Origin of the sequence: Haladaptatus sp. CMAA 1909 (genome assembly GCF_043952005.1) — an archaeon.
GTDB lineage: Archaea > Halobacteriota > Halobacteria > Halobacteriales > Haladaptataceae > Haladaptatus.
In genome coordinates, this window is sequence record NZ_JBIOAV010000001.1 from 2,027,497 (window position 1) to 2,053,539 (window position 26,043).

Sequence of the window (26,043 nt, forward strand, 5' to 3'; positions counted from 1 at the left end):
GTCCGAAGATTGATGCGGTTTGCTGGCGAATGACAATTATTCGATGAACTGGTCAAAACTCACCGACCGGTGGGATGTCGCTCTGGTCGTCGCGGTCGCCGCGGTACAACTGGTGTTCGTCGGGTACGGTTTGCTCGGCGGCGACGGCACCGCCGAATTCGGGGCTCATCTCGCGTTTGCGGCCCTTTGGGTGGTGTTCGGCGTAGTCGCGTTCCGTGAACACGGAACGACGAGATTGTCGCTTCTCACGGTTGCACTGCTTGTCGGCGGCGGGGCATTGGACGGATACGTGTTGCTCGCCACGAATCCGGTCGTTGGGGACGGAATCGCCGGAATATTCGAAGGCACCGGGATACTGCTGTACGCGGCCCAACTGCGAATTACGCACTCAGAGTCCTTCCAGCGAGCGTAGTTTCTGTTCGACGTCCGGCGGCGCGGCACTCGGCCCGTCGCGAACGCGATGGTCGGGGACCAAAACGGGGGCGGGGTTCGCGTCGAGCGCCGTCCGAACGAGTTCCAAGTCGGCCTCCTCGGAGTGGTCGATTCCGGAGCTCATCCGGGCGATGGTTTCGACGTTCACCTGCTCGCCGTAGGGGACGCTTCGGACGGATTCGAGCACGTTTCGTTGGTCCGTCGGGAGCGTGAGCGCGACCTGTACGTCCGAAAAGTCGTCCTCGACGCCCTCCAGATACGCCATGATTCGGTCGAGGACGGCGTGGTCCTCCAGTGCGTCGTCGTCCGCCTCGCGTGGAAACGTCACGCGCAACACGCGCCCGCTGGCGACGCCGATCTGCACGGCGCGCTCCAAGTACGGGGATTGCTGTGCGTAGATTCCGGCAGTCTCGTCCATAGCCACGGAAACGAACCTCATGACCTTCAAGATTCGTCCCGCGGACGCAAACCTTATGTACAAACTAGTCCGTTGATGTACTACAATGAACGTAGATGGTGCGCTCGCACCCGCGGTCGAGTCCATCCTCCGGGCCGCACGGGAACGAACGCCCGAGACGGCGGGGCGCGTGTCCGTGGACGCGCGCTCGTTTCCGGACGCGCTCGCGGACGCGGAGGAAAACGGACGGATGCCGCTGATCGCGGAAGTAAAACCGACCAGTCCGACGACGGACGGCGAACGAACCGACGACCCGGTCGAACTGGCCGAAACGATGGTCGAGAACGGGGCGACCGCACTCTCGGTCCTCACCGAACCCGAGCATTTCGGCGGCAGTCCGGAGAACCTCCGGCGGATCCGAGAGGCCGTCGACGTCCCGGTTCTCCGGAAGGACTTCATCGTCCGGGAGGAGCAACTGGACGTGGTCGCCGCCGACCTCGTGCTTCTCATCGTTCGCTTCGTGGACGACTTGGAGGGACTGCTGGCCGCCGCCCGCGACCGCGGTTTTCAGGTCCTCGTCGAGGTTCACGACGGGGACGAACTGAAGGACGCGCTCGATGCGGGCGCAACCATCATCGGCGTGAACAACCGCGACCTCGCGCGATTGGAGGTCGATTTGGGAACGTTCGAATCGGTCGCACCCGTGGTCCCCGCGGACACGACGCTCGTCGCGGAGAGCGGTATCGCGACGACGGCCGACGTCGAACGAATGCGCGACGCCGGGGCGGACGCGCTGCTGGTCGGAAGCGCAATCATGGACGGCGACGTCGGCGACAACATGCGGAGGTTGGTGAACGCATGAGCGGAACGGACGGAATAAACGAGACGAAGTTCGGCGAGTACGGCGGTCAGTACGTCCCCGAGGTGCTGATGCCCGCAATCGAGGAACTCCAGTCGGCCTACGAACGCTACGTCCTCGACAACGAGGACGGCTTCATGGACGAGTTCCGCCGTCACCTCCGCGATTTCGGCGGCCGACCGACGCCGCTCCAGCGCGCCGACGCGCTGAGCGAGCGGTACGACCGCGATATCTACCTGAAACGCGAGGACCTGCTCCACGGCGGCGCGCACAAACTGAACAACGCGCTCGGACAGGTGTTGCTGGCGAAGTACATGGGAAAGGATCGAATCGTCGCCGAGACCGGTGCCGGCCAGCACGGCACCGCGACCGCGATGGCCGCCTCGTACCTCGATATCGACTGCGAGGTGTTCATGGGCCGCACCGACATCAACCGCCAGCGCCCGAACGTGTTCCGAATGCGAACCCACGACGCCGAGGTGAACCCCGTCGACGTGGGGTCGGGAACGCTGAAGGAGGCCATCAACGAGACCATGCGCGACTGGGCGACGAACGTGGAGGACACCCACTACGTCATCGGAAGCGTCGTCGGGCCGCATCCGTTCCCGAAGATGGTCCGCGACTTTCAGTCGGTCATCAGCGAGGAAGCCCGTGAGCAGATTCGGGAGCAGGCCGGGCGACTCCCGGACAGCGTCGTCGCCTGCGCGGGCGGCGGGTCGAACACCATGGGCGCGTTCCACGAGTTCGTAGACGACACGGATGATTCGAGCGGGCACGGCCCGCGAGACGACGAAGGCGTTTCGCTGTTCGCCGTCGAAGCGGGAGGCTCCGGCCTGACCATCGACGAGGACGAGGGCGTCGCCCCGCACTCGGCCTCGCTGGGAACGGGCCGAGACGGCGTGCTTCACGGTGCGCGGACGAAGCTCCTTCAGAGCCGTGACGGCCAAATCCTCGAATCCCACAGCGTGAGCGCGGGACTCGACTACTCCGGCGTCGGTCCGGAACTGGCCCACCTCGTGGATACGGGGCGGGTGACGCCGGTCAGCGTCGGCGACGACGCGGCGCTCGAAGCCTTCCACCGGCTCTCGAAACTGGAGGGGATCATCCCCGCGCTGGAGTCGAGCCACGCGGTTGCGTTCCTAGAAGAGGCAGACGACCTCGGCGACCTCGTGATCGTCAACGTCTCCGGCCGGGGGGACAAGGACCTCGATACGGTCATCGAGGAGAGCGCGAAACGCGGTATCGACGCGGCACCCAGTATGGAGGTTTTTGAATGAGTAACTCGAAATCGGATCTCGAATCGGCCTTTTCCGACGGTCCTGCCCTGATTCCGTACGTCGTGGCCGGCGACCCGGGTATCGAAGAAACGAAGGAGTACGTCCGGGCGCTCGTTCGCGGCGGCGCGGACGTGGTGGAACTCGGCCTGCCGTTCTCGGAACCCATCGCGGACGGCCCGACGATTCAAAACGGCATCCAGCGCGCGCTTTCCGGCGGGATGACCCCGGACGACTACCTCGAACTCGTGTCGGATGTGGACGCGGACGTGCCTATCGTCTGCATGACCTACTACAACCTCATCTATCAGTATGGGGGCGAGGAGGGCGTCGAGGAGTTCGTCTCCGCCGCCGCGGACGCCGGTCTTTCGGGGCTCATCGTCCCCGACCTGCCGGTCGAGGAAAGCGGTCCGCTCCGCTTGGCGTGTGACGAGTACGGACTCGATCTCGTGTTCATCGTCGCGCCGACGACGACGGACGCGCGCAAACGGCGCATCTCCGAACAGGCGTCGGGATTCGTCTACGTGCAGGCCCGGATGGGAACGACGGGCGCACAGTCGGACGTGAGCGGCGATACCCACGACAGTCTGGAACGATTGGCCGGAAGCGACTTGCCCAAAGCCGTCGGCTTTGGTGTGAGCGAAGGCGAACACGCGAGGGAAATCGTCTCGGCGGGCGCGGACGGCGTCGTCGTCGGCAGCGCGCTCGTGGACATCGTCGCGTCCGGCGAGGACGTCGCGGAACGCCTCGAATCCAAAGCCGCGGAACTCAAATCCGGGGCATACGAAGGGGAACAAGAGATACCGGAACCGGAACGGACTTCAAACTAGCTTGCTACAGAGTCACATACAATGAACACAGGAATCACAGCGCGCCTCGACCGAATCGGGTCCGACGGGCGCTACATCATCGTCCCGATGGACCACGGCATTACATTGGGCGCGGTAAAAGGACTGAAGGACATCGAATCGACCATCGACGCGGTAACGCGGGGGGGTGCCGACGCCGTTCTCACGCAGAAGGGAATCGCACCGCGCGTGCATCCGAACAAGAACGACGCGGGATACATCGTCCACCTGAACGCCTCCACGACCATCGGCCCGGATTCCAACGACAAACGCATGACCGGGACGGTACAGGAGGCCATCGCGGCGGGTGCCGACGCCGTCTCGCTCCACCTCAACGTGGGCAGCACGTACGAACCGAAACAGATCACCGACCTCGCGGAGGTCTGTGACACTGCGAGCAAGTTCGGGGTTCCCGTCCTCGCCATGTCCTACGCCCGCGGACCGGGTATCGACGAGCACGACGCCGAAAGCCTCGGACACGCCGTTCGACTCGCCGAGGAACTCGGAGCGGACGTGGTGAAGACGGCCTACAGCGGCGACGCCGCGAGTTTCGAGCACGTCGTGGAGTCGACGCGACTCCCCGTCGTCATCGCGGGCGGCGCACCCGAGGGCGACAAGGCGACCCTCGATGCGGTTCGCGGCGCGATGGACGCGGGCGGCGCGGGCGTCTCCATCGGACGGTCCGTCTTCCAGCACGACGACCCGGAGGCAATCGCCAGAGCGGTTGCGGGCGTAGTCCACGACGACCTGTCCGCCGACGATGCGCTCGACCAGGCGGGGTTGTCGGTCGAAATATAGCCCGACTGTTTTGTTCAGCTACATAAAATTGTTTACTGAGGGGACGTATCTCTCGGATATGAATACCGTCGCCGAAACCAACCGATTCGCGTTCGGCATCGTCGTCGCGAGTCTCCTCCTGTTTCTCGCGTACGTCCTGCTCGGAACGCCAATCCTTGCCATCCCACCGATTCTCCTCCTGCTCGGGTGGTGTGTCGTCCGCTACGCCCCGGAGGATCAGCGCGTACGGTTCGCGTTCCTCGCGGCGATAAGCGTGGGTCTCGCAGGGGTAATCGTTCCCACGCTCGTCTTCGAATCCGACTGGACGCGATCGCTCGACAGCACCATCCTGTTGGTGGCGGCGCTCACCGGGTCGCTCGCCGTCCTCTGGACCAGCGTGGAGACGACGAACCGACTGACGCCGACGGCCTAACTCGTTATTCGCACCTTTCTTTGTTAGAGGAGACTCGGAAATTCCGCGAGCGACGAAAGCGTGTACGTCGGTTCGGGTGCGGAGTCGGTGACTCGCTCCTCGTTCGGCACCCAGACGGAATCGATGCCGAGGGCGTTCGCACCGGCGACGTCCGCTCGTAACGAGTCGCCGACATGAAGCGCATCATCGGGTGTCGCGCCGAGCTCGGTCAGCGCCTTCTCGAACGGTGCCGTGTCGGGTTTCGGCGGGACGCCGTTTCTCGGGTCCACGAAGACGAGCGTATCGAAGACGTCGGCGATACCCAACGCGTCGAGTTTGGTACTCTGTGTCGCCTCGTCCCCGTTCGTCACGAGCCCGAGTTTCTCCCCGCTCGCGGCCTCCAACGCCGCCTCGGCACCGGGGCGGAACGAAACCGCCGAGTGGTCGAGACACGCCTCGTACGCCGTGGCGAGGACCGAGGCGTGATGTTCCTCGACGCCCGCTTCCCGCGCTGCGGCGGCGAAACAGAACTCGTAGAACTCGTGTGACGTTTCCGCTATCGGAATCCCGTCCACCGCCGCGATGATGTCGTCCAGCGTGCAGTACTGCTCGACTGGAACCCGCTCGAACGCGTCCGCGATGAGAGCCTCCTCGTTCTGGTCGGAGACACAGAGCGTGGAGTCGAGGTCGAAGAGAACCGCATCGAAATCGGTCATTCGCTAGCGGTATTCGAGGGGGATCAAAAAAGGTACCGCGTTCGTCGACGCGAGGTACGCGAGCGGAATCCGCCGACGAGCGGGGTACTTCGTCGACGGGGAGTACAGAGAAGTTGCGGATTCCGCCACGTTCAAGCCGTGGGCCTACGAGCGATTCAGCATGACACGCTCCGTATGGTTGAAGGCCGACTCCTCGGTCGGCGACTGGGATACCCGACGCAAACGAATCACGGCCGGTTTGGAAGCCGGTGTGGACTGGATTTTGGTGGACGATGGCGACGTAGAGCGCGTCCGAGAACTCGGCGAGGTGAACGTCGCGGCGTTTCGCTCCGAGGGCGACGTCCACGTCTTCGACGCCGAAGAGAACGAGAGCGGACGTGCCGACGCCCGAATCGTCGGGAAGAACGGAGAAGGTGACGGGACGGTGGACCTCCCGTCCGATTTCTCCGGGTCCGCCGACCTCTCGACGCTCCGACGGGAGGACGAGGCCGAGGGTGCCTACGTTCGCATCCTCAGCGAGGAGTACGAAGCGTTCGCCGAGACGGCGGCGGACGACGCGGAGTACACCATCGTGGTCGGCGAGGACTGGACCATCATCCCGCTGGAAAACCTCATCGCACGGATCGGCGAGGAGACGGATCTCGTGGCGGGCGTGACGAACGCGGAGGAGGCACGAACCGCGTTCGAGACGCTGGAACTCGGCGCGGACGCCGTCCTGCTCGACAGCGACGATCCGGACGAAATCCGCTCCACCGTGGAGGTTCGTGACGCCACAGAACGCGAAACGCTGGACTTGGAGTGGGGCGAAGTCCTCACCATCGAACAGACCGGCAGCGCGGATCGCGTCTGTGTCGATACCGGGTCGCTGATGGAACACGACGAGGGCATGCTCGTCGGGTCGATGTCGCGCGGCCTCTTTTTCGTCCACGCGGAGACGGCGGAGTCCCCGTACGTCGCGTCACGACCCTTCCGGGTGAATGCGGGGGCGGTCCACGCCTACGTTCGCACACCCGACGGCGGGACGAAATACCTCGCGGAACTCCAGAGCGGCGACGAGGTACAGGTGGTCGATACCGACGGCAAGACGCGGGAAGCCATCGTCGGTCGGGTGAAAATAGAGAAACGGCCGATGTTCCGCCTCGAAGTCGAGACGGCCGACGGGGACCGCGTGGAGACGCTTTTGCAGAACGCCGAAACCATCAAAGTCGCCACGCCGGACGGACGAAAAGCGGTGACGGACATCGAAGTCGGCGACGAGGTGAAACTGTTCCTCGAAGGCGGTGCTCGGCACTTCGGCGAGAGCGTCGAAGAGAGTATTATTGAGCAGTAGCGTCCGTTTCGAGCGGCGACGTACACCACTGACAGAAGTCGAGGTCGTTGTCCACCTTTCTCCCGCAGTGTGGACAGCGTGTCGTCCCCTCGGCGGCGTCTTGGACGGCGCGATTGTTTCGAACCGCGGACCAGTAGGCGTCGAGGATGTTACACAGCGAGACGAACAGAACGGGGAGGGACTGTTCCCAGTGGAGGTTTTGGCTCGCCTGCACGTATCCGGACCATCCGCTGCTCTCGACCGCCTGAACGACTTCGGGCGGGATGAACAGGTAGGCGGTCAGGAACGCGAACCCGAACCAGAGAAACGCGCGAAGCCACTCCCGAAGGTAGAGATGGCCCGCTCCCGGGTAGATGAGCGCGCACAGGGCCGCGAACCACGGGCGTTTTTTCTTCCGTGTCACTAGTCGTTGATAGCTGGTGGAACGTGTTAAACCCTTCCGATACGGTGTTTTACCGGACGAACGACGTGAGCGAGCCGTAAATCGACGGCAAACGGTCGGTATCGAGAACGGTTCGGGATGAAAATCCGGAAACGACCGCTTCGAACGGATTCGATTTAACGGAGCACTCGCCCGGTCGCTTCGCCCAACTCGCGGAAACTGCGGGACACGGCGCTCAACCCGAACGCGTTCGCGAGGCCGAAGACGATGAAGAGGAGGCCGCCGAGTGCATAGCCCGGGGCCGAAGGACGAGCGAGGATATCCCACAGGAGAACCGTCGTACCCATCGCAGCGGTGGGAAGCGAAAGAGTACCCCGATAGCGGGTCGTGTATCGGCGCTCGGCGACAGCAGTGCCGACAGCAACGACGAGGAAGAGGGCACCAAGAACCGATGGTGGGACGAAGGTGGCAGCGCCGAGGAGGGTGCCGAGTCCGCAGACGGTCGTAACTGCGGCGCGGAGATGTGACCGGCGTCGGTCATCTGATTTGGATGGGACCATATGACAATATATTATCCATTGTGGCATGTATTTTCCGGTGCGACTGCTCTGGAATTGCGGTTATTCACCGCGAAGCTCGCCGATAAGTCGCGAGAGCGTGGCGACGTCGTACTGACCCGGAGCCGTCGCGTCGGCGGGGTCGAGGGGCGCGTAGCCGATTTTCGACCCGTACAGCGGAGCGACGGCGCGCGAGTGACGGCCGACTTCGCCCATGGCCATCGTCGCGACGGTTTTCCCGCGCTCCGTGAGGAGGTTCGTGACGCGGAACAGGTCGAGGACGTCGGATTCGGACTGGGCGGTGACGGCGAGTTTGCCTACGTCGGCGTGGTCCGTGCAGTTTTCGAGGAGTTCGCGCATCCGCTGCTGCGGTGGCGTCTCCTCGAAGTCGTGAACCGAAGCGACGACGAGCACGTCGTTCTCGCGGGCGTGCTCGGCGAGTTCCCCGCCGGGCGCGGTGAACAGCGTCTCCAATTCGAGATCGATTGCGCCCACCGCCGGATGGTCGACCGCTTCGCGGAGGGCGTCGAGTCGCTCGTCGCCGGTCGCTTCGCCACCTTCCCACTCGGCGCGGTTCGTGGCGAGAATGGGAAGTTCCCCGTCGTAGGAGGCGAGCGCCGAAAGCGGGTCGTCGGCGAGGTCCATGCGGAATTCGACGATATCGGCGTGTTCACGGGCGCGGGGTTCGTCGGTGAGGTCGGCCGTACTCACCGCGAGCGAAAAGGAATCGAAGTCCATACGCCGACTTCGACCCGGCGAATAAAAGGCTACTCGGAATGGGGCTCGTGAGTGACGAAAAAGTGCGCCCCGTCGCGCGTCACGTCCGTCACGTCGTAGAATAGTATATCGCGCTCTTGGGACGTCTTGACCGGGAAATCGTAGTTCGTGGCGTCGTATTTGAGGGCACCGTCGTACCCTTCGACGAACTCCCGGTGGTCATCCAGTCGCCGACCGACGACGGTTCGCGAGAGTTCCGGTGCGGCCTCGACGCGCTCCGCGAACAGTTCGGCGAAGTCGGCTTCCAGTTCGTAGCCCACGGAATCGCGACCGGCAATCATCGCGGCGAGCGACGTGGTTCCGGTACCCCAAAACGGGTCCAGAACAGTGTCACCGTGGACGGAAAACATCGAGATGAGGCGGTACGGCAGTTCAAGGGGAAACGCCGCCGAGCGCTCGCGGAGGTCGCCGTGGTCGAGGAGTTGTTCCTCGCCGCGAACGTTCGTCCAGAGGTCGGAGAACCACTGGTTTCGCTCCTCCCAGAAGTACGCCGACTCGTAGCGATGGTCGACACCGGGTTCGAACCCGCGAGTGTCGCCGTTTCGGAAGACGAGGAGGTACTCGTGTTCGAGGGCGGCGTAGGCGTTCGGCGGCAGCATTCCCGATCCCATGAACTTCGTCAGGCGATTCGAGGGCTTTCGCCAGAGGATGTCGGGAAGCGGATTCAGACCGCGGTCGCGGAGGTGACGGAGTACGCGGGCGTGGTTCGGAAACGATTGAAACGTACCGTCCACCTTGCGGGTCGCGTCGCCGACGTTTATCACCGCAATGCCGCCGGGTTTCAGGACGCGGACGAGTTCGGCCCACACGGCGTCGAGTTCGTCGTGCATCAACTCGAACGCCGTGTCGCCGTCGCCCGCCGCCAGCGCCGACCCGATTTCGGGGTTCGACTCGGCGAACAGGTCGTCCCACATCTCTATCATCGGATACGGGGGAGACGTGACGACGAGGTCTATCGAATCGTCGGGAAGCGAACTGTCGCGCGCGTCACCGACGTGAATCTCGTGCTCGGTTTCCATTGCGGTAGCTTTCTGAAGCTATCGGCGCAACATAAAAACCTCTTTTCAAACTCGTTTACAGCGCGACGGTTCCTTCCTCGGCTTCGAGGAGTTCGTGGTACCGATTGCGAATCGTGACCTCGCTGATGTCGGCCACGTCGCTGACTTCCGCCTGCGTCGTCTTCTCGTTGGTCAGGAGCGCGGCGGCGTAGACGGCGGCCGCGGCGAGTCCGACCGGCGACTTGCCGCTGTGGACGCCCTGTTCTTTCGCGTTTCGGAGGAGTTCGCGAGCGCGGTGTTCCGCCTCGTCGGAGAGTTCGAGGCCGGACGCGAAGCGCGGGACGTAGCTCTCGGGGTCGGCGGGTTTGACTTCGAGGCTGAGTTCGCGGACGACGTAGCGATAGGTGCGCGCGACTTCGCTTTTATCGACGCGGCTGACCTCGGTGATTTCGTCCAGACTGCGCGGGACGCCGGCCTGCCGCGCGGCAGCGTACACACAGGACGTCGAGACACCCTCGATGGAGCGCCCCGGCAGGAGGTCCTCGTTCAGCGCACGGCGGTAGATGACGCTGGCCATCTCCCGGACGTTGTCCGGCAGGCCGAGCGCGCTCGCCATGCGGTCAATTTCACCCAACGCCTGCTTGAGGTTGCGCTCCTTGCTGTCGCGGGTGCGGAAGCGCTCGTTCCACTTGCGGAGGCGCTGCATCTTCTCGCGCTGGCGACTGCCGAGCGAGTTGCCGTAGGCGTCCTTGTTCCGCCAGTCGATGTTGGTCGACAGACCCTTGTCGTGCATCGTGTTCGTCGTCGGGGCACCGACGCGGGACTTCTCGTTTTTCTCCTTCGCGTCGAACGCGCGCCACTCCGGACCGCGGTCCACGTTGTCCACCTCGACGACGAGGCCGCAGTCCTCACAGATGGTTTCGCCGTGGCCGGAGTCGGCGATGAGCTTACCGCTGCATTCGGGGCAGGTTTGACCCTTCTGTCCGCTTTTCTCTACTTCCTTCTCTTCGCTTCTCGTTCGGATAGTCGTGTTTTGCATGTGCAATACCTCCTCTGGGGGAGAGCGCGTCGGCTACCGGGCAGGTGAATCCTGAAAAACCCGGGTGCCGCTAGTCTTAACACGTCGTTAGGACGAAAGGTACTTAAACAATTCGTTTTTGAGACGCAATGAGTTCGTGAAACACTCACACACGGCGTGAAATAGCCGTCCAGCGTCAACCGATCGAAATATTTAAGAGTGGATTTCGACACGGTAACGAAACGTTAACCGGGTTCGGATCGAACCGCGACCAATGGCAACGAACCGGGTCGTCTCCCTCGCACCCAGCGCGACCGAAATCTGCCGTGAACTCGATGCTATCGACCGACTCGTCGGCGTCACCCATCATTGCCCGCTCGACGTTCCCGCGGTCGGCGGCTGGCTGAACCCGGATTTCGACGCGGTCGAGGAGTGCGACCCGGACCTCGTTCTCACGACCGACTCGTTGCAGGCGGACCTGCGCGACGAACTCCGTGACCGCGGCAATCGCGTCGTCCACGTCGAACCGGAAACGCTCCCGGAGGTCGTCGAATCGTTCGCCGCGGTCGGACGCGCGGTCGGAAAGGCGGACGACGGGGACGAACTCGCGTCACGCGCTCGAAGCCGAATCGAGCGCGTTCGACGACGTGTCGAGGGACGACCCGAACCGGTCGTCTACTGCGAGGAGTGGTCCTCCCCGCCGACGGCCGCCGGAAACTGGGTCCCCGACGCGGTTCGCGCCGCGGGTGGCGAGTACCCGTTCCTCCCGGCGGGCGAACGGTCCCGCGAAGTAGCGGCGGAAACCGTCGAGGAGGCCGAACCGGAACACGTCTTTCTACACGTCTGCGGCCGGGGCGAGCGAAGCGACCCCGACGCCGTCCTCCGTCGCGACTGGGACGTTCCCGCCATCGAAACCGGTTCCGTTCACGTCCTCGACGACTCCTTGCTGAACCAGCCGAGTCCGCGACTCCTTGACGGCATCGAGGCGATGGCGCGTACGCTCCATCCGGACGCGTTCGAGTAGCAACCCCCAAGTCGGAACGGAAGAGAGGGCCACCATGCACGTGGGCGTTGGCAGCGGAAATCCGGTGAAGGTAGCCGCGGTGAGGTCCGCCCTCGACGGGCGGTTCGATGCGCGAGTCGAGTCCGTGGACGTCGAATCGGGCGTCGCGGAACAGCCGTTCGGTGAACCGGAGACGATAGCGGGCGCGGAAAACCGCGCTCGACGCGTCGTGGAGTCGGGGAACGGCTACGAACTCGGCGTCGGACTGGAAGGCGGCGTCGCCGAAGTGCCCGGAACCGACGGGCTCTATCTAATCATGTGGGCGGCCGTGACCGATGGCGAGACGACCGGCCGCGGTGCGGGACCGCGGCTCCGTCTCCCCGAATCCGTCACCCGCAGAATCTGGGACGGCGAGGAGCTAGGGCCGGTGATGGACGACGTTCTCGGGGAGGACGACGTGGCCAAAAAGCAGGGCGCGGCGGGCGCGCTCACGGACGGAGTCATCGACCGACAGGAAGCGTTGGAAAGTGCAGTCGCCGGGGCGCTCGCCCCGTTCGTCACCGATTTTTACTAGTCTAGTCGTCGAGCGAGGCGGGTTCCTCGACGGACACGTCGCGTCCCTCCTCGACCGCTTGGGTAAGCGAGACGTTGAGCGAGAACATCGAACCGACGCCGCCGACGAGCGTGACGATGTTCTTCACCGCGTGGTCGAGGATGGCGGCTCCGAGAGCCACTTCCCACGAAATCGGCGTCAGTCCCGCGACGAAGACCGTGAACGCGGCCTCGTACAGTCCGACACCACCGGGCGAGAGCGGGAGAACCTTGGCGAGGTTCCCGACGCTCACCGCGAAGAAGCCGATGGCGACCAGCGTGATCGGGTCGAGCGACACCGACGGGAACGCCACCAGGACGAGGATGGCCGTCAGCACGTCGAGCGACCAGATGGCGAGGCTGCTCGCGCCGACGCGGGCGAAGGCCGCCCGGTCGCTCGCCACCGTCTGGACGTCACCGGTGAACCGCTCCACGATACCCGCGACGTGGTTCGCGTACGAATCCGAACTGATCTTCGTCATGAGCGAGCGGACGAGGTTGCTGTCGGAGCGTGCGCTGGCGACGATGACGCCGACCGCTGCGATGGCAGCGACACCGACGCCTGCCGCGACGTAGACCGCGGTTCGTGCGGCCTCGGCGTGTTTTGCGCCCGTAACGGCCTGTACGATGTCCGCCGCCTGTCCCGTCACGGTCAACCCGATGAGGACGACACCCGCGAGGACGGTTATCGTGAGCAGATCGAAGACGCGCTCGACCGCGAGCGACGCGAATCCGGACGGGTACGGGATGTTGCGTCGAGCCTTCATCACGTAGGCACGTACACCGTCGCCGAGTCGTGCGGGGAACACGAGGTTCCCAGTCTGGCTGATGAATATCGCGCCCGTGAGGAACCCGACGCTCTCCGTGAAGCCGAGTTCTTCGAGGATGTTCTTGTAACGGGCACCGCGAAGCGGCCACGAGAAGACGTAAATCACGGCCGCGATACCGACGAGCGCGAGGTTCGCGCTCTCCATCTGATTGAGAACCTTCCCGAGCGGGAGGTACTTGCCCATCAACGCGACGGCGATGATGGTCAGTAGGACACCGACGGAGATGGACACGCCGCGGGTGATACGTGGTTCGACGGTGAACTCCCACCAACAGCGACCGATTTGGCTCCCCATCCCGAACACGTCCCGAACGAGGTCCACCTTCGTGTCCCCCTTCGGCGTCCAGTCCACGGAGAACTCCTTGATTTTGTACCCCTTGCGCTGTGCGCGGACGAGGACTTCTGTGTCCCAGAACCAGTGGTTGTCCTCGACGCCTTCGAGCACGTCGAACAGGGCGGTTCGGTCGAACGCCTTGAACCCACACTGGTGGTCCCGCAGGTCGGACTGAAGGAACAGTCGTGTCAACCCGTTGAACCCGCGACTAGCAACGTCACGTTTCGCCGGTCGGTCGGCGACGTTTTCCGGCATCCAACGCGAACCGGTGGCGAAGTCGTAGTCGCCGGAGCGAACGCTCTCGACCAACTCCTCCAGATGGTTCATGTCCGTCGCCAAGTCCGTATCGAAGTAGACCAGCGTCTCCCCGTTCGCGGACTCGAACGCCCGATTCAATGCACCCCCCCGCCCCAATCGTTCATCGCTGTGAAAGTGACGGACGCGACTGTCCCGCTCCGCCATTTGGTCTGCGATTTCCGGCGTTCGGTCGTCACAGCCGTCTTCGGCAACGATAACTTCGAAACTATCCGGAGGGAGGAACGATTCCAATGTGTCGAGAGTCGTCTCGACGGTGTTCTCGATTGTCGCCTCCTCATTGTACGACGGGAGGACGACACTCACCTCTACAGGACCACCGCTCATTATGAAACTGTCTCACCCTCGCACCGTAAGTAGCTTCTGGGCCACGTCTGTCACGATTTGACGGACACGTCTTCGTACAACCCGGCGTTAACCAACCGTACCAACCACCCCCATGGGAGGTATTATTTTCACACAATCAGCGGGAGAAAACACACGACGGAGCGATGTTAACCGCTCGTACCAAACCCACTAAGGTCGTATCCTCCCACTGTAGAGGTATGAGCACCACCACTGCTGGCACGACTACGCTTACTGACAAACAACAGCGTATCCTCCGCTACCTTCGTGAAAACGGGGCGACAAAAACCTACTTCAAATCCCGACTCATCGGCGACGAACTCGGCCTCACCGCGAAGGAAGTCGGTACGAACATGACCGCCATCGCGGACGGGAACTTCGATGTCGAAGTCGAAAAGTGGGGATACTCCTCCTCCACGACGTGGAAAGTCAGCGCATAGGAACGGTGCGTCGTTCCAGTCGGGGGCGTCGGTTCGGCTACTGTCGTCTATTTTCACCCTTCGGAAACGAATCTGATTCAAACAGACATGTCGAGAACGGGGGAAGGAAACGACCGATTTCAGGGGTCGAACGATATCAGATTCGCGGCCTCGGCCGCGAACTCCTCGGCGTTCGCGTCGAACGAGTCGGCGTACCGAACCAATAAAGTGATGAGCGTTTCAGGGTGGCGGACGGCGTAGCCGTCTTCACGCGAGAGGAGCCCCTTTTCGTCCAAGTCGGCGGCGTACTTGCTCACCGTGGGTCGGGAAACGTCGAGTGCGGTCGCGAGGTCGCCGCCGGTCGCGTCGGGGTTGCGAAGCAGTTCTATCATCATTCCCCGCGGCGTGTCGCGTCGGAGGTAGCTCAAGGCCACCTGTTCGAAGGCGGAGAACTGTCCCGAAGGGAAGAACCGCCGGTAGTCGCCGTCCCGGTGGCTCTCGACCACGCCGAGTTCGACGAGTTGTCGCAAGTGGTGTTGGGTCTCGCCGGTTCCGAGTTGGAGGTCGTCCCGTACCTTCGAAAAGTGAGCGCCCGGTGTCGTCGTGACGTAGCCCGCGATCGCATCGCGGGCCTCGCTCCGCTCGCCGCTGCGGTCCCCGTCGGCGAGCTTCGTCAATGGCGTCGCTGCTCCCAAAACCGCGAAGCGGCGGAGCGTTGCGCGCTTATTTTCATCGACGTTACCGGGCTGAACCATCTACACACCGTACAACTGGGGAACGTAAAACAGCTTCGCTTGGTAGACAGTTACAATCGAGTGATACCGAGAGGGGAGAGCGGTACAATAGGTCTCGAAGTATCAGTAAACAACTCATCCCCGGGGTTTCGGGAGTTTCCTCTGGGTTCGAAAAACAACCGCGAAACGCCGCGACCGATTACGACGAAAAACGGTACGACTCTCCGTCAATCCGGCCGGAAAAGCAGGGGAGGGCAGCTATTCGACTTCCGTTTCCAGTTCGTTCTCCGACTCCGGCGATTCGCCTTGCGCGGACTCCATCTCGGCGTCCATCTCCTCGATGACTTCGTCCGCGCTCTTGATGTTCGCCTTGTCCTCGCCCTCCTTGATGGCCTGTGCTTCCTTTTCCATCGCTTCGACGTCCATCTCCGCTTCCTCGTCTATCTGACCGAGGATTTCGTCGATGTCGTCGAGTCCGAGGAGTTCGCGGGTCTCGGAATCGAAGTCGAGGCTCTCCAAGTCCTGCTTGCCGTCGATGGCGACGTCGCTGCCGGTGAGGTGTTTGCCGTAGCGGCCGACGAGCGAGGAGAGTTCCTGCGGCAGGACGAACGTCGTGGACTCGCCCTCACCGATGGCTTGGAGCGTCTCCATGCCCTTCTCGATGACGGCGCGTTCGCCCATCGACTCGGCGGACTTCGCGCGCAGCACGGTCGACACCGCATCACCCTGCGCTTCGAGAATCTGGCTCTGCTTTTCACCTTGCGCGCGGATGATGTTCGACTGCTTGTCACCCTCCGCCTTCTCGATTGCACTGCGGCGTTCACCTTGTGCTTCGAGAATCATGGCACGGCGTTTCCGCTCGGCGCTCGTCTGTTGCTCCATCGCCTGCTGGACGTCCTTGGACGGGTTGACCTCGCGGACCTCGACGCTCTCGACGCGAATACCCCACTCGTCCGTGGGTTCGTCGAGTTCGCGGCGGATCTTCGCGTTGATCTCCTGCCGCTTGTTGAGCGTGTCGTCGAGTTCCATGTCACCGAGGACGGCACGAAGCGTCGTCTGCGCGAGGTTCGAGACGGCGCGTTTGTAATCCTCGACTTCGAGGAACGCCTTCTTCGCGTCCATCACCTTGATGTAGACGACGGCGTCGGCGGTCACGGGCGAGTTGTCGCGCGTGATGGCTTCCTGTCGCGGTACGTCGAGCGTCTGAGTCCGCATGTCGAAGCGGTACGTCTTGCTGACGAACGGCGGCACGAAGTTGATACCCGGTTCGAGGAGTTTTCGGTACTCGCCGAACACGGTCAGCGCGCGCTTTTCGGTCGCCTGCACGATCTCCACCGCCTGCCAGATGACCACGACAGCCAGCATCAGCAACACCAGTGCGACTATCATGAACCCATCCGTGGCGGGTACGCTTTGTAGGGGGATTCCAGGCAGCATTACGTCCGGATGTTGGGATAGATACTTGTTAAGTATTCTGCTACTTTATCCCGTATCGTTTGACATGAGCGTCGGAGGACGGAAGAAAAAGGATCGTTACAACTCTTCGGTTTCGCGTTCCGCGTTCGTCCGGTCCGCATTCGTCCCTTCCGTGTCCGCTCGTTCACGCGCGAGCTCGCGGTCGATGGCGTCCTCGATGAAGTCGATCGGTTCGACGGTGACGACGTTGCCGCCGCCGGGGTCGATGACCATCACTTCCGTTCCCTCCGGGATTTCGCCGTCCATCGACCGGGCGGCGAAGTAGGGACTGAATCCGCCACCGTCTAATTTCACCTGCCCGCCGGAACGCGTCACCCGTTCGGTGACGTGGCCCGTCGTCCCCTTCAGCGAGTCGGAGTCCTTCGTTCGCCCGGAGCCTTTGCCACCGTAGATGTCCAAGTGACGGTAGCCGTAGAACGCCAACCCGCCGAACGCGAGGACGAGGAAGGCGAGGACGAACGGTTGTGCGAGCGGCGGAAAGACGAGCGCGAGCAAGCCCGTGAGAAGGAGGGCAATGCCCAAGACGATGAAGTGTGCGCCCGGGATGAGCGCCTCCGCGAAGGCGAGTGCCGCACCCGCGAGGACGAGCAGGAGCGCGAGCGAATCGAAGGGCGAAGCCATGGGTGGGCCTTGGTGTCGAGCGATTAAGGGTTTGTGGGTCAGGCGACTCCGGTGACGTGGAGGAACATGTACACGACGGTGAGGGCGCCGAGCAGGACGAACAGGACGTTTTCGGCCGAGGGCGACCCCGGTTCGAGGGGTTCCTCCTCGGCGAAGATGTCGGGTGATGCGTCGTCCGCGTCCTCTCCAACGTCATCCACGTCGTACTTCCAGTCGGACATACGAGAGGGTAGGCGACCTGCGACCAAAAGGCTGGCTACGGCCGCTCGTGCGAGCGAACGTCACCCTCGTAGACGACGCCGCGTTCCGCGTCGAGGGTGATTTCGTCGCCGTCGCTGACCGACGGCCCGAGCGGTGCGCCGCTTACCATCGGAATTTCGAGTTCGCGCGCGATGAGCGCCGGATACCCGGTCATGCCGGGACGCGAATCGACGATACCGGCGAGACGGGAGGTTTCGCCCGTGAACTCCCCGTCGAAGTCGGGTTCGAGGACGAGAATCGCGCCCGTCGGAACCTCCGAGAGGTCGCCCGTCGAGGAGCGTGCCACCGGTCCGACGGTTTGGCCGCGAACCACGCCGCGTCCGGTCGCGATGGTTTCCGCGGCGACGTGAACCTTCAGCATGTTCGCCGTGTCCGACCCGTCGAGTTCGCTCATCATGCCCGAGAGGACGACGACGGTATCGCCGCTCTCCGCGACGCCGGCGTCGAGTGCGGCCTGCACGCCGTCCTCCACGATGGTTTCGACGCTGTGGCCGAGGTCGGTGAACTGGGAGTTGACACCCCACGAGAGGGCGAGTTTGCGTCGGACTCGGTCGTTCGGCGTCGTCGCCACGACAGGGACGCCCGGGCGGAACTTCGCCACCTTCAGCGCGGTGTATCCGGATTCGCTGGCCGCGACCACCGCGCTCGCGCCGATGTCGCGGGCGAGATACCGGGCCGAGCGCGCGATGGCGTCGGTTCGCGTGTCGTCGCTCGTCGGAACGCGCTGTTCGAGCGTCTCGGCGTACTCCTTGCTCTCCTCGACTTCGCGGACGATTCGGTCCATCGTCTCCACGACGCGAACCGGATGCTCGCCGATGGCCGTCTCGCCCGAGAGCATCACGGCGTCCGTCCCGTCGAGGACGGCGTTCGCCACGTCCGACGCTTCGGCCCGTGTCGGCCTGCGGGAGTGAACCATCGAATCCAGCATCTCCGTCGCGGTGATGACCGGAACCCCGGCTTGCTGGCACGTCCGGATGATTCGTTTCTGAATCATCGGCACGTCCTCCATCGGACATTCGACGCCGAGGTCGCCGCGCGCAACCATCACGCCGTAGGCCGCGTCGACGATTTCGTCCAAGTTATCGACCGCACCGCGGCGCTCGATTTTGGCGATGATGGGGATGTCGGCCCCGAACTCCTCCAGCACCTTGCTGACCTCGTACACGTCGTCCGCGTCGCGGACGAAACTCGCGGCGACGAAGTCCGCCCCTTTTTCCGCCGCGAGACGGAGGTCCTGTCGGTCCTTCTCGGTGACGACGTTGAGACCGAGTTCGACGCCGGGAACGTTGACGCCCTTGCGACTGCTCAACTCGCCGCCGCTCACGACATGTGCGACGACGGCATCGTCCTCGACCGCTTCGACTTCGGTCTCGATTCTGCCGTCGTCCAAAAGGACGGCGTCACCGGGTTCGGCGTTCGAGATGGACACCGAGAGGCCGACTTCCTCGGGTGTTGCGTCGTCACCCTCCACGAATCGGACGGTCGAACCGGTTTCCAGCGTGATGGGTTCGTCCACTTCGGCGGTTCGGATTTCCGGCCCTTGCATGTCGAGCATGGCCGAAAGCGGGTTTTCGGTCGCCTCGTCGACGCGGCGAATCGTGTCGATGAGTTCGGCCCGGTCCTCGCGCGAACCGTGGCTCGCGTTCACCCGAGCGACGGTCATTCCGGCGTTTGCGAGTTCCCGAACCGTACTCCGGGAATCGGACGCGGGTCCGAGGGTACAGACGATTTTCGCGTTTCTCATGGGCGGCAATTGGTGCGTGCCACCAAAAAAACCCTACAGTTAACTCGCGGGCGAGTTTAGATGACCGAATTCCGGCCACAACGGATATTTGTACACCTTTCGAAATGGGAAAATATGTCGAAGTACGCATCGCTCGTCACCGTCGAACGGGACTACCAAAACGTACAGGAACTCGCGTCGATTTGGGGGGACGTTCGAAACGAACTCGAAACGCACGACGCGGCGCTCGAATCGACGTACGCCATCCTCGGCGAGTACGACTTCCTCCTCGTCATTGACGCGGAAGACCGCGATGCGGCGTACCGCGCGTCGCTCTGCATCGAACGCTACGGCCTCGACATGCAGACGATGGAAATCATCCCGATGGAGGATTTCGCGGGATTGGTCGAAGACCTCTAAGTTCGGTTACTTGACCTTCGTTCCGGGTTCGGCGTCGGCGTGCGTCGTCAACAGGTCGGCTTCCTCGCCAGCCGCCAGTACCATGCCGTTGCTCTCGACGCCGAACAGTTCGGCCTTTTCGAGGTTGGCGACGACGACGATTTTCGTCCCCGGCAACTCCTCGACGTCGTGGAGTTGTTTGAGGCCGGCGACGATTTGGCGCGTCTCGCTCCCGATATCGACTTCGAGTCGGAGGAGCGCGTCGGCACCCTCGATCGGTTCCGCCGACTCGATGCGGCCGACGCGGAGGTCGAGGTCCTGAAATTCGTCGAAGCTGATGCGGTCGTTCGAGATGGGTTCTTCGTCGCTCACGGATTCGTCCTCGGGTTCGTCGTCGTCCGACGTAGCCGCTTCGATACGTTCTTCGAGCGTTACGTTCAGTTCCTCGACCCGTTCGTCCTCGATTTTGGCGAACAACTCATCCGGTTCGCCGAAGTCACCGCGCGGTGCTTCGAGCGCGTCCGCGACGACGGCGTCGTGAACCGAACCGTCCTCGCCGAGTTGCGTCCAGAGGGATTCGGCCTTGCTGGGCAGGAGCGGTTCGAACAACACGGCGAGCGCCTTCGACAACTGCACGCAGTCGTAGATGACCTGTTCCGCCCGCTCCGGGTCCCCGTCGGTCAGCTTCCACGGTTCGTTGCGCTGGATGTACTCGTTTCCGAACGCGGCGAGCGCCGTCGCGGCGTCGCCGAGGTCCTTGAGCGAGTAGTCGTTGACGGCCGCTTCGAACTCCTCGATGGTCTCCTCGATTCGCTCGTGCACCTCGTCGCTCGTCTCGGCGTCCGGCGCGCCGTCGTAGTTCCGCGACGCGAACAGCAGGCTCCGGTAGACGAAGTTGCCCACCGTGCCGACGAGTTCGCCGTTGACGCGCTCCTGGAATCGGTCCCACGAGAAGTCCACGTCCTGCTGGAACCCGCCGTTGGTGGCGAGGTAGTAGCGCAGGAGGTCCGGGTCGAATCCCTCGTCCAGATAGTCGTCGGCCCAGACGGCGCGATTGCGACTGGTCGAGAAGCCCTTGCCGTTCAGGTTGACGAACCCGCTCGCCATGACGGCGCGCGGTTCGTTGTACTCTGCCACGTGGAGCATCGCGGGCCAGAAGACAGTGTGATGCTGGATGATGTCGCGGCCGATGATGTGGACGATTTCACCGCTCTCCTTCCACGTTTCCTCCCAGTCGTAGGTGTCCGCACCCACGCGCTCGGTGTACTGTTTCGTGCTGGAGATGTATTCGATGGGCGCGTCGACCCAGACGTAGAGCACGAGGTCCTCGGTGCCTTCTTCTTCGCCAGGATAGTCGATGCCCCAATCCATATCGCGGGAGATACACCAGTCCTGCAGTTCGCCCTCTATCCACTCGCGGGGCTGGTTCTTCGCGTTGCTCGTCCCTTCGAGTCGGTCGATGAATCCCTGCAGGTACTCCTGCAGGTCCGAAACGCGGAAGAACTTGTGCGTCCGCTCGCGGTACTCCGCCGGGTTGCCGGTGCGGGTGCTCGTCGGGTCCTCGATTTCGCCGGGTTCGAGGTGCCGTCCGCAACCCTCGTCACACTCGTCACCGCGGGCGTGGGCACCGCAGTACGGGCAGGTCCCCTCGACGTAGCGGTCCGGGAGCGGGTCGTCCTCGATGGGGTCCCACGCGACCTTGATCTCCTTCTCGTAGATGTACCCCTCCTCGTCGAGTTTGCGGACGATTTCCCGGGTCAGTTCGGTGTTCGTCTCGTCGTCCGTGTGCCCGTAGTTGTCGAACTCGATGTTGAACCGCGGGAACGTCGCTTCGTACTTCTCGTGGTGACGGAGTGCGAACTCGCGGGGCGAAACGCCTTCCTTCTCCGCGTTGACGGCGACCGGCGTGCCGTGCATGTCGGACCCCGAAACGAACGCCGTCCGCTGGCCGAGCGTTTCGAGGGCGCGCGAATAGACGTCGCCGCCGACGTAGGTTCGGAGGTGGCCGATGTGCAACTCCCCGTTCGCGTAGGGCAGTCCGCACGTCACCACCGCCGGTTCCTCGGTGGGATACTTGTCGTGACTCATGCTATCGACTCCGTATCTGTGGGTGTAAAAACCGCCGATTTCGCTGTCCCTTCCGTCTCCTGTTTTCGTCTCGTCATGCGTGATTTTGATCGGTGTCAGTCGTTCGAGTAGCGGTCGCTCTCCGAAGGTTCCGAACGGACGGGTTTCACCCCGGATACCGACCGACGACCGGCCCAGAAGGATTCACCCGACGCTACTGCTGGCTACGCATAGGCATCCGAGTGAGGTGGGCCGTCCGGCACATACCAAGCGATAGGTTCGTGATCGTATATAAAGTCTCGCCCGTCCGAGGAGGATACTTCGGAATCAACCCTTCGACCCACGTCACAGCGACAAGATGCCAGCACCGACGAGCGTCACCAACACCAGTCGGCCGACGCTCCCGGCGAACGACGCCAGCGCGAATTTCACGTAATCGGTTTCGAGAATCGAGAAGGCGTAGATAGAGATGGTATCGGGAAAACCCGGAACGCAGAGCGCCCCCGCCAGTCCGAGATACCCCCACTCTTGGGCGAGTCCGACCGTCTTCCGTTCCGACCATTCCACGATGTCGATGTTCGAGCGGCGGAGCGCCCGGATGACGGGTCCGGACTGTTTGGCCTCCTGTCCGATATGGAAGGCGAAGACGCTTCCCGCGGCCTTGCCCAGACCGCTGATGAGGATGATGAGGGACAGCTGTCCGATTTCACCGATTCCGAGGTCGAGCGGCGCGAGGAGAACGATTTCGCTGGGCAAGGGGAGGACGAACGAGATGAGAAACGAGTAGACGGCGATGAGTATCAAACCGAGCCACCCCGTCGCGTGTTCGACGGCGTCCGTCAGCCCTCCGAAGGACGGGAGAGCGATGCCGCTGGTGACGACATCAGCGAACGGGACGAGGCTATCGAGCACGGGTATAGTTCCGTAATCGACCGACGTAAAGGTTGAGATTGGACTCGGAAACATGTTATTCGATGGCGAACAGACTGATGACAAGCCGTGACGAAGGGAGGAACGTGACTTCGGACAGAGAATACCGCCTTACGGTCCATCCGACGCTACAGGCGCGTCTTGGGTACGCAGAGGACGGGTCGGCGGTGACGGTAACGGTCGAGTATCGACGCGACGGGGAGTGGGAGGAATCGGCCGGAAGCATCGAACTCAGCGGGCGAGAGATAGCCGTCACCCGTGACGGCGAATCGCTGCTGGAGAAACACTTCAGCCCCGAGTTGATAGAACGATACGGGTCGTCGGTCGCCTCCTTCGTCGGCCGACTGGCGAACAGAGGGAACGTCGGCGAACTCCCGATGCGAGAGGAGGGGACGGAACCGGACTCGTGGCCCGTCGCCGTGACGCAGGACGACGGAAGCGTCGTGGAAGCGCTTCGTCCGCCGGCGCAGGCGACGTTCGAGGTGTACGAAGACCACGGCGGCGAGTGGCGCTGGCGACTCGTCCACCGAAACGGGAACATCATCGCCGACGGCGGCGAGGGCTACTCGTCGAAACGCGCCGCGAAGAAGGGGATAAAAAGCGTCAAGCGGAACGCGCTCGGCGCGCCGGTGGAGGAGTCGGACCCCCCGGGCGAGTCGTAGTCGCAATCGAAATCATCGCGGGACGGCGTCCAAATCCGCGACGAACTCCTCCAGCATCGAGCGGGTGACGTGGGGCATACAGACGATTCGGAGTTCGCCCGCCCCGGTCGGCGAGACGCGCCAGCCGCGGTCCTGTAGGGCTTCGACCGTCTCCCGAGGGACGTCGGTTGCGACCAACGGGAGCACCGGGTCGACCACATCGTAGCCGCGGGAGTCGAAGGCGTCCGCGATCCATTCCGCGTTCGCCTGTGAGCGGAGGTACTGCTCGCGGTAGCCCTCTGCCCAGAGTTCGTCCATGGCGGCCCACGCGCTCGCGACACCCGCACCGCTTCGCGTTCCCGTCAGGGTCGCTTGGGAGGTCGATTCGAGGTACGGCGTTTCGACGGCCAAGGCATCCAGTACGCGCTTTTCGCGGGCCAAGAAGCCGCCCGCCGGTATCGCCGCCTGCCCCATCTTGTGCGGGTCGATACCCATGGTGTCCACGACGGCGTGTTCGAAGTTCCATTCGTGGTCCGTGAAGGGGAGGACGAAACCGCCCCACGCGGCGTCGACGTGGAACAGCGCGTCGGCGTCGTGGGCGATTCCCGACAGCGTCGGAATCGGGTCCACACGTCCGTATTCGGTCGTTCCCGCGATTCCGACCACGAGAACGGTGTCGTCGTCCACCAGTTCGGTCATCGCGTCCGGGTCCGCACGTCGGTCGTCGTCGACCGCGCCGAGTCGGAGTTCGACGCCGAGTACGTCCGCCGCCTTCTGGAAACTGAAGTGAGCGCTCTCCGGCGCGACGACGTTCGGGTCGTCCGTCCCCGCGAGGTTCCGTGCGGCACGAACCGCCTGAATGTTCGCCTCCGTTCCGCCGCTCGCGACGTAGCCGTGCGGGTCCGACAGGCCGGTTATCTCGCCGAGAAGTAAAACTGCCTCGTCTTCCAGCGCCGAAACCGTCGGGTACGTGGTCGGGTCGCCTGGATTCGACGCCAGGAATCGTTCGGCGGCGTCACGGGCCGCCGGATGCGGTTCGGTGCACATCGAGGAAAGAACCCGGCGGAACGACTGGCTCGCGGCCACCTGCATACCCCAGAATTCGACGCGACCCGTTTATCGGTTCCGTTACGCGCCGCCCCCGCGGTTGTACTGTTCTATCTCCACGAGTTCCGAGCGAAGTTGTGTCAGTGCCGACTCGGGCAGCATGTCCTGCGAATACGCCTCGTGGACGAGTTCGGCCGTCCGCGTCGATTCCTGCGTCCACGCGACGGTGACAGGTCGCGGAATAGCGTTCGCGCCGGCGATTCTGAGCGTCTCGGTGTGTTGTCCGACGACGGGTATCCGCTTGGCCGCCTTCGACTCCAGCACGCGAACCTCGGGCGGCAGCGTTCCGATTTCCTCGAACAGCATCAGTTGAATCCGCTCGTCCGTCATCGCTTCCAGCACCTGCGTCACCGCGCCCAACTTCTCCGTGTTCGGGTTGACGGCCATGTGCCACCCGCCGAGCGCGGACGTCGAACCGCCGATTCCGAACTGTGACCGCCGTTCGCTGACCGCGTACGGAATCGGCATCACGCCGAGTCGGTCGCCGAGAACCCCCTCCGCACCGGCGCTGGCGATGGCGTACGGCCAGTTTCGGTGCATCACGGCGTCGCCGGCCGTGAACGGTCCGAGCGAGGTGTCCTCTATCCACTGGAGGACGCCCGTCGGCGCGATGTTTCCGGCATAACCGTCGAGCGCGGCGGGGTCGTCGCCTCCCCAGATGAACGTTCGAATCATCCGAACGGAGTCCACGACGCCCGAGTCCGCGATGGTCACCGGGCGTTCGCCGATGGGGCCGAACAGGTGTTTCCGTCCGCCGAAGTACGCACCGCCCCACGAACTCATGAACTCGTTGAAATCACAACAGGGCAGTCCCTCGTACAGATCGGCTTGGAACGTAAAGCCGTACGGAACGCCCGACTTCTCCATCGCGTCCTTCGTCGCGTGGGAGAACTTCTTCCACGAGATGGAATTTTCGGCCCAGTTCTCCCCCTCGGGGTCGTAGCCCGCCTTCTCGACCAGATCCTTTCGGTACAGCATCACCCCGAAGTCGGGATACAGCGGTATCGCGTACAGGTCGCCGTTCGGTCCGGTTGCAGTGGAAACGCTCGCCTCGAAGTAGCCGTTTTTCACCCGATTCACCAGCGATTTCGGAAGGTGGCGTTCGAGATTCAGTAGCTGGTCCCGGACGACGAAGTTGAGCGTCCAGCCGCTGTCCGTGAGAAGCATGTCCGGGGTGGCGAGGTTTCCCGAAAGCCACCGCGTGTACTGCTCCTCGCGGATGTCCGTCTCCTCGGTCCCGGCCATGATGTCGACGTTGATGTTGCGCGGAAGGCCGGCCTCCCATAGGAGTTGTTGAAGCCGTCCGGCGACGGAAGCCAAATCCGCGTCCGCCCCCCACTGAACGGTTATCGGTGCCATCTGTGCGCTCGCGGTTCCACCGACGACTGCCCCGGTGGTTCCCGCCGCGCCGACCGCTTTCAGAATATCGCGGCGCGAAACGTATCTATCTCCGTGTGTCTCCCCCATTTCG

29 protein-coding genes are annotated in these 26,043 nt (G+C 63.4%); 12 read left to right on the plus strand and 17 right to left on the minus strand.

Translation table 11 applies throughout. The features are described 5' to 3' along the window. Window positions 1–43: 43 nt before the first annotated feature. A complete protein-coding gene (locus ACGYLY_RS11130) occupies window positions 44–412 on the plus strand; it encodes a hypothetical protein (RefSeq protein WP_395281553.1) in 369 nt (122 codons plus the stop codon). Here the strand turns inward: ACGYLY_RS11130 and ACGYLY_RS11135 are convergent. Then, on the minus strand, window positions 389–850 hold the full coding sequence (locus tag ACGYLY_RS11135; protein ID WP_395281552.1) for an MGMT family protein: 462 nt from the start codon (window positions 848–850) through the stop codon (window positions 389–391). The genes ACGYLY_RS11130 and ACGYLY_RS11135 overlap by 24 nt on opposite strands. An 85-nt stretch (window positions 851–935) precedes the next feature. Here ACGYLY_RS11135 and trpC point away from each other — a divergent pair, with 85 nt between their 5' ends. The 5 genes from trpC to ACGYLY_RS11160 are packed head-to-tail and all read left to right on the plus strand — an operon-like array spanning window position 936 to window position 5,020. After that, a complete protein-coding gene (trpC, locus tag ACGYLY_RS11140; protein ID WP_395281551.1) occupies window positions 936–1,691 on the plus strand; it encodes an indole-3-glycerol phosphate synthase in 756 nt (251 codons plus the stop codon). Beyond that, on the plus strand, window positions 1,688–2,965 hold the full coding sequence (gene trpB / locus ACGYLY_RS11145; RefSeq protein WP_395281550.1) for a tryptophan synthase subunit beta: 1,278 nt from the start codon (window positions 1,688–1,690) through the stop codon (window positions 2,963–2,965). The genes trpC and trpB overlap by 4 nt, the downstream gene beginning before the upstream one ends. Further along, a complete protein-coding gene (gene trpA / locus ACGYLY_RS11150) occupies window positions 2,962–3,792 on the plus strand; it encodes a tryptophan synthase subunit alpha (RefSeq protein WP_395281549.1) in 831 nt (276 codons plus the stop codon). The genes trpB and trpA overlap by 4 nt, the downstream gene beginning before the upstream one ends. 21 nt (window positions 3,793–3,813) lie before the next feature. Then, on the plus strand, window positions 3,814–4,608 hold the full coding sequence (locus tag ACGYLY_RS11155) for a 2-amino-3,7-dideoxy-D-threo-hept-6-ulosonate synthase (protein ID WP_395281548.1): 795 nt from the start codon (window positions 3,814–3,816) through the stop codon (window positions 4,606–4,608). A 58-nt stretch (window positions 4,609–4,666) separates the two neighbouring features. After that, a complete protein-coding gene (locus tag ACGYLY_RS11160; protein WP_395281547.1) occupies window positions 4,667–5,020 on the plus strand; it encodes a hypothetical protein in 354 nt (117 codons plus the stop codon). Between the two features lie 23 nt (window positions 5,021–5,043). On the opposite strand, the gene ACGYLY_RS11165 is transcribed toward ACGYLY_RS11160, so the two are convergent. Further along, the gene (locus ACGYLY_RS11165) at window positions 5,044–5,715 is read right to left on the minus strand and encodes an HAD family hydrolase (protein WP_395281546.1); all 672 of its coding nucleotides are present in this window, start codon (window positions 5,713–5,715) and stop codon (window positions 5,044–5,046) included. A gap of 160 nt (window positions 5,716–5,875) precedes the next feature. Between ACGYLY_RS11165 and ACGYLY_RS11170 the strand changes: the two genes are divergently transcribed. Further along, window positions 5,876–7,045: a 3-dehydroquinate synthase II gene (locus ACGYLY_RS11170; protein ID WP_395281545.1), complete on the plus strand. Its 1,170-nt coding sequence runs from the start codon at window positions 5,876–5,878 to the stop codon at window positions 7,043–7,045. Here the strand turns inward: ACGYLY_RS11170 and ACGYLY_RS11175 are convergent. From ACGYLY_RS11175 to ACGYLY_RS11195, 5 genes are all read right to left on the minus strand, one after another. Then, window positions 7,032–7,448 carry a hypothetical protein gene (locus ACGYLY_RS11175; RefSeq protein WP_395281544.1) on the minus strand — a complete coding sequence of 139 codons (417 nt, stop codon included), beginning with the start codon at window positions 7,446–7,448 and terminating at the stop codon, window positions 7,032–7,034. The genes ACGYLY_RS11170 and ACGYLY_RS11175 overlap by 14 nt on opposite strands. 155 nt (window positions 7,449–7,603) lie before the next feature. Next, complete coding sequence (locus ACGYLY_RS11180) at window positions 7,604–7,987, minus strand: hypothetical protein (RefSeq protein WP_395281543.1); 384 nt, start codon at window positions 7,985–7,987, stop codon at window positions 7,604–7,606. A 60-nt stretch (window positions 7,988–8,047) separates the two neighbouring features. Further along, window positions 8,048–8,722, minus strand: a complete 675-nt coding sequence (locus ACGYLY_RS11185; protein WP_395281541.1) for a type I 3-dehydroquinate dehydratase — start codon at window positions 8,720–8,722, stop codon at window positions 8,048–8,050. A 29-nt stretch (window positions 8,723–8,751) separates the two neighbouring features. After that, window positions 8,752–9,780 carry a DNA-methyltransferase gene (locus tag ACGYLY_RS11190; protein ID WP_395281540.1) on the minus strand — a complete coding sequence of 343 codons (1,029 nt, stop codon included), beginning with the start codon at window positions 9,778–9,780 and terminating at the stop codon, window positions 8,752–8,754. A 55-nt stretch (window positions 9,781–9,835) separates the two neighbouring features. After that, window positions 9,836–10,798, minus strand: a complete 963-nt coding sequence (locus tag ACGYLY_RS11195; protein WP_395281539.1) for a transcription initiation factor IIB family protein — start codon at window positions 10,796–10,798, stop codon at window positions 9,836–9,838. Window positions 10,799–11,051: 253 nt separating this feature from the next. Here ACGYLY_RS11195 and ACGYLY_RS11200 point away from each other — a divergent pair, with 253 nt between their 5' ends. Then, on the plus strand, window positions 11,052–11,801 hold the full coding sequence (locus ACGYLY_RS11200; protein WP_395281538.1) for a helical backbone metal receptor: 750 nt from the start codon (window positions 11,052–11,054) through the stop codon (window positions 11,799–11,801). 34 nt (window positions 11,802–11,835) lie between these two features. Next, window positions 11,836–12,354 (plus strand): inosine/xanthosine triphosphatase, encoded by a 519-nt coding sequence (gene yjjX, locus ACGYLY_RS11205; RefSeq protein ID WP_395281537.1) that lies wholly within the window; start codon window positions 11,836–11,838, stop codon window positions 12,352–12,354. A gap of 1 nt (window position 12,355) precedes the next feature. On the opposite strand, the gene ACGYLY_RS11210 is transcribed toward yjjX, so the two are convergent. Then, the gene (locus ACGYLY_RS11210; protein WP_395281536.1) at window positions 12,356–14,176 is read right to left on the minus strand and encodes a flippase-like domain-containing protein; all 1,821 of its coding nucleotides are present in this window, start codon (window positions 14,174–14,176) and stop codon (window positions 12,356–12,358) included. A gap of 218 nt (window positions 14,177–14,394) precedes the next feature. Here ACGYLY_RS11210 and ACGYLY_RS11215 point away from each other — a divergent pair, with 218 nt between their 5' ends. Next, a complete protein-coding gene (locus tag ACGYLY_RS11215; RefSeq protein WP_395281535.1) occupies window positions 14,395–14,634 on the plus strand; it encodes a hypothetical protein in 240 nt (79 codons plus the stop codon). Window positions 14,635–14,753: 119 nt separating this feature from the next. On the opposite strand, the gene ACGYLY_RS11220 is transcribed toward ACGYLY_RS11215, so the two are convergent. The 5 genes from ACGYLY_RS11220 to pyk form a co-directional block, all read right to left on the minus strand. Beyond that, window positions 14,754–15,368, minus strand: coding sequence for a winged helix-turn-helix transcriptional regulator (locus tag ACGYLY_RS11220; RefSeq protein WP_395281534.1), 615 nt, complete (start codon window positions 15,366–15,368; stop codon window positions 14,754–14,756). Between the two features lie 237 nt (window positions 15,369–15,605). Then, on the minus strand, window positions 15,606–16,736 hold the full coding sequence (locus tag ACGYLY_RS11225) for an SPFH domain-containing protein (RefSeq protein WP_395281533.1): 1,131 nt from the start codon (window positions 16,734–16,736) through the stop codon (window positions 15,606–15,608). Window positions 16,737–16,880: 144 nt separating this feature from the next. After that, the gene (locus ACGYLY_RS11230; protein WP_395281532.1) at window positions 16,881–17,444 is read right to left on the minus strand and encodes an NfeD family protein; all 564 of its coding nucleotides are present in this window, start codon (window positions 17,442–17,444) and stop codon (window positions 16,881–16,883) included. 38 nt (window positions 17,445–17,482) lie between these two features. Then, complete coding sequence (locus tag ACGYLY_RS11235) at window positions 17,483–17,665, minus strand: hypothetical protein (RefSeq protein ID WP_395281531.1); 183 nt, start codon at window positions 17,663–17,665, stop codon at window positions 17,483–17,485. 35 nt (window positions 17,666–17,700) lie between these two features. Continuing rightward, window positions 17,701–19,449, minus strand: a complete 1,749-nt coding sequence (gene pyk, locus ACGYLY_RS11240) for a pyruvate kinase (protein ID WP_395281530.1) — start codon at window positions 19,447–19,449, stop codon at window positions 17,701–17,703. 114 nt (window positions 19,450–19,563) lie between these two features. Here pyk and ACGYLY_RS11245 point away from each other — a divergent pair, with 114 nt between their 5' ends. Beyond that, window positions 19,564–19,848, plus strand: a complete 285-nt coding sequence (locus tag ACGYLY_RS11245) for a GYD domain-containing protein (protein ID WP_395281529.1) — start codon at window positions 19,564–19,566, stop codon at window positions 19,846–19,848. A 6-nt stretch (window positions 19,849–19,854) separates the two neighbouring features. Here ACGYLY_RS11245 and metG read toward each other — a convergent pair whose 3' ends face one another. Continuing rightward, window positions 19,855–21,915, minus strand: a complete 2,061-nt coding sequence (gene metG / locus ACGYLY_RS11250) for a methionine--tRNA ligase (protein WP_395281528.1) — start codon at window positions 21,913–21,915, stop codon at window positions 19,855–19,857. A 324-nt stretch (window positions 21,916–22,239) separates the two neighbouring features. After that, window positions 22,240–22,860, minus strand: a complete 621-nt coding sequence (locus ACGYLY_RS11255) for a YqaA family protein (protein ID WP_395281527.1) — start codon at window positions 22,858–22,860, stop codon at window positions 22,240–22,242. Window positions 22,861–22,910: 50 nt separating this feature from the next. On the opposite strand from ACGYLY_RS11255, the gene ACGYLY_RS11260 reads away from it, so the two are divergent. Continuing rightward, window positions 22,911–23,486: an HVO_2922 family protein gene (locus ACGYLY_RS11260; protein WP_395281526.1), complete on the plus strand. Its 576-nt coding sequence runs from the start codon at window positions 22,911–22,913 to the stop codon at window positions 23,484–23,486. A gap of 12 nt (window positions 23,487–23,498) precedes the next feature. Here the strand turns inward: ACGYLY_RS11260 and mfnA are convergent, their stop codons facing one another. Then, window positions 23,499–24,557, minus strand: a complete 1,059-nt coding sequence (mfnA, locus tag ACGYLY_RS11265; RefSeq protein ID WP_395281525.1) for a tyrosine decarboxylase MfnA — start codon at window positions 24,555–24,557, stop codon at window positions 23,499–23,501. Between the two features lie 36 nt (window positions 24,558–24,593). After that, on the minus strand, window positions 24,594–26,039 hold the full coding sequence (locus ACGYLY_RS11270; protein WP_395281524.1) for an extracellular solute-binding protein: 1,446 nt from the start codon (window positions 26,037–26,039) through the stop codon (window positions 24,594–24,596). Window positions 26,040–26,043 lie beyond the last annotated feature (4 nt).

Bases quoted from the DNA above. Each gene is read 5' to 3' on its own strand.
- trpC (WP_395281551.1), top strand. From the start codon at position 936: ATGAACGTAGATGGTGCGCTCGCACCCGCGGTCGAGTCCATCCTCCGG.
- ACGYLY_RS11170 (WP_395281545.1), top strand. From the start codon at position 5,876: ATGACACGCTCCGTATGGTTGAAGGCCGACTCCTCGGTCGGCGACTGG.
- ACGYLY_RS11200 (WP_395281538.1), top strand. From the start codon at position 11,052: ATGGCAACGAACCGGGTCGTCTCCCTCGCACCCAGCGCGACCGAAATC.
- ACGYLY_RS11245 (WP_395281529.1), top strand. From the start codon at position 19,564: ATGTCGAAGTACGCATCGCTCGTCACCGTCGAACGGGACTACCAAAAC.
- ACGYLY_RS11155 (WP_395281548.1), top strand. From the start codon at position 3,814: ATGAACACAGGAATCACAGCGCGCCTCGACCGAATCGGGTCCGACGGG.
- ACGYLY_RS11190 (WP_395281540.1), bottom strand. From the start codon at position 9,780: ATGGAAACCGAGCACGAGATTCACGTCGGTGACGCGCGCGACAGTTCG.
- mfnA (WP_395281525.1), bottom strand. From the start codon at position 24,557: ATGCAGGTGGCCGCGAGCCAGTCGTTCCGCCGGGTTCTTTCCTCGATG.
- ACGYLY_RS11165 (WP_395281546.1), bottom strand. From the start codon at position 5,715: ATGACCGATTTCGATGCGGTTCTCTTCGACCTCGACTCCACGCTCTGT.
- ACGYLY_RS11220 (WP_395281534.1), bottom strand. From the start codon at position 15,368: ATGGTTCAGCCCGGTAACGTCGATGAAAATAAGCGCGCAACGCTCCGC.
- ACGYLY_RS11225 (WP_395281533.1), bottom strand. From the start codon at position 16,736: ATGATAGTCGCACTGGTGTTGCTGATGCTGGCTGTCGTGGTCATCTGG.
- ACGYLY_RS11185 (WP_395281541.1), bottom strand. From the start codon at position 8,722: ATGGACTTCGATTCCTTTTCGCTCGCGGTGAGTACGGCCGACCTCACC.
- ACGYLY_RS11230 (WP_395281532.1), bottom strand. From the start codon at position 17,444: ATGGCTTCGCCCTTCGATTCGCTCGCGCTCCTGCTCGTCCTCGCGGGT.
- trpB (WP_395281550.1), top strand. From the start codon at position 1,688: ATGAGCGGAACGGACGGAATAAACGAGACGAAGTTCGGCGAGTACGGC.
- ACGYLY_RS11135 (WP_395281552.1), bottom strand. From the start codon at position 850: ATGGACGAGACTGCCGGAATCTACGCACAGCAATCCCCGTACTTGGAG.
- ACGYLY_RS11160 (WP_395281547.1), top strand. From the start codon at position 4,667: ATGAATACCGTCGCCGAAACCAACCGATTCGCGTTCGGCATCGTCGTC.
- ACGYLY_RS11270 (WP_395281524.1), bottom strand. From the start codon at position 26,039: ATGGGGGAGACACACGGAGATAGATACGTTTCGCGCCGCGATATTCTG.
- pyk (WP_395281530.1), bottom strand. From the start codon at position 19,449: ATGAGAAACGCGAAAATCGTCTGTACCCTCGGACCCGCGTCCGATTCC.
- ACGYLY_RS11210 (WP_395281536.1), bottom strand. From the start codon at position 14,176: ATGAGCGGTGGTCCTGTAGAGGTGAGTGTCGTCCTCCCGTCGTACAAT.
- ACGYLY_RS11195 (WP_395281539.1), bottom strand. From the start codon at position 10,798: ATGCAAAACACGACTATCCGAACGAGAAGCGAAGAGAAGGAAGTAGAG.
- ACGYLY_RS11180 (WP_395281543.1), bottom strand. From the start codon at position 7,987: ATGGTCCCATCCAAATCAGATGACCGACGCCGGTCACATCTCCGCGCC.
- metG (WP_395281528.1), bottom strand. From the start codon at position 21,915: ATGAGTCACGACAAGTATCCCACCGAGGAACCGGCGGTGGTGACGTGC.
- ACGYLY_RS11215 (WP_395281535.1), top strand. From the start codon at position 14,395: ATGAGCACCACCACTGCTGGCACGACTACGCTTACTGACAAACAACAG.
- ACGYLY_RS11235 (WP_395281531.1), bottom strand. From the start codon at position 17,665: ATGTCCGACTGGAAGTACGACGTGGATGACGTTGGAGAGGACGCGGAC.
- ACGYLY_RS11255 (WP_395281527.1), bottom strand. From the start codon at position 22,860: ATGTTTCCGAGTCCAATCTCAACCTTTACGTCGGTCGATTACGGAACT.
- yjjX (WP_395281537.1), top strand. From the start codon at position 11,836: ATGCACGTGGGCGTTGGCAGCGGAAATCCGGTGAAGGTAGCCGCGGTG.
- ACGYLY_RS11130 (WP_395281553.1), top strand. From the start codon at position 44: ATGAACTGGTCAAAACTCACCGACCGGTGGGATGTCGCTCTGGTCGTC.
- trpA (WP_395281549.1), top strand. From the start codon at position 2,962: ATGAGTAACTCGAAATCGGATCTCGAATCGGCCTTTTCCGACGGTCCT.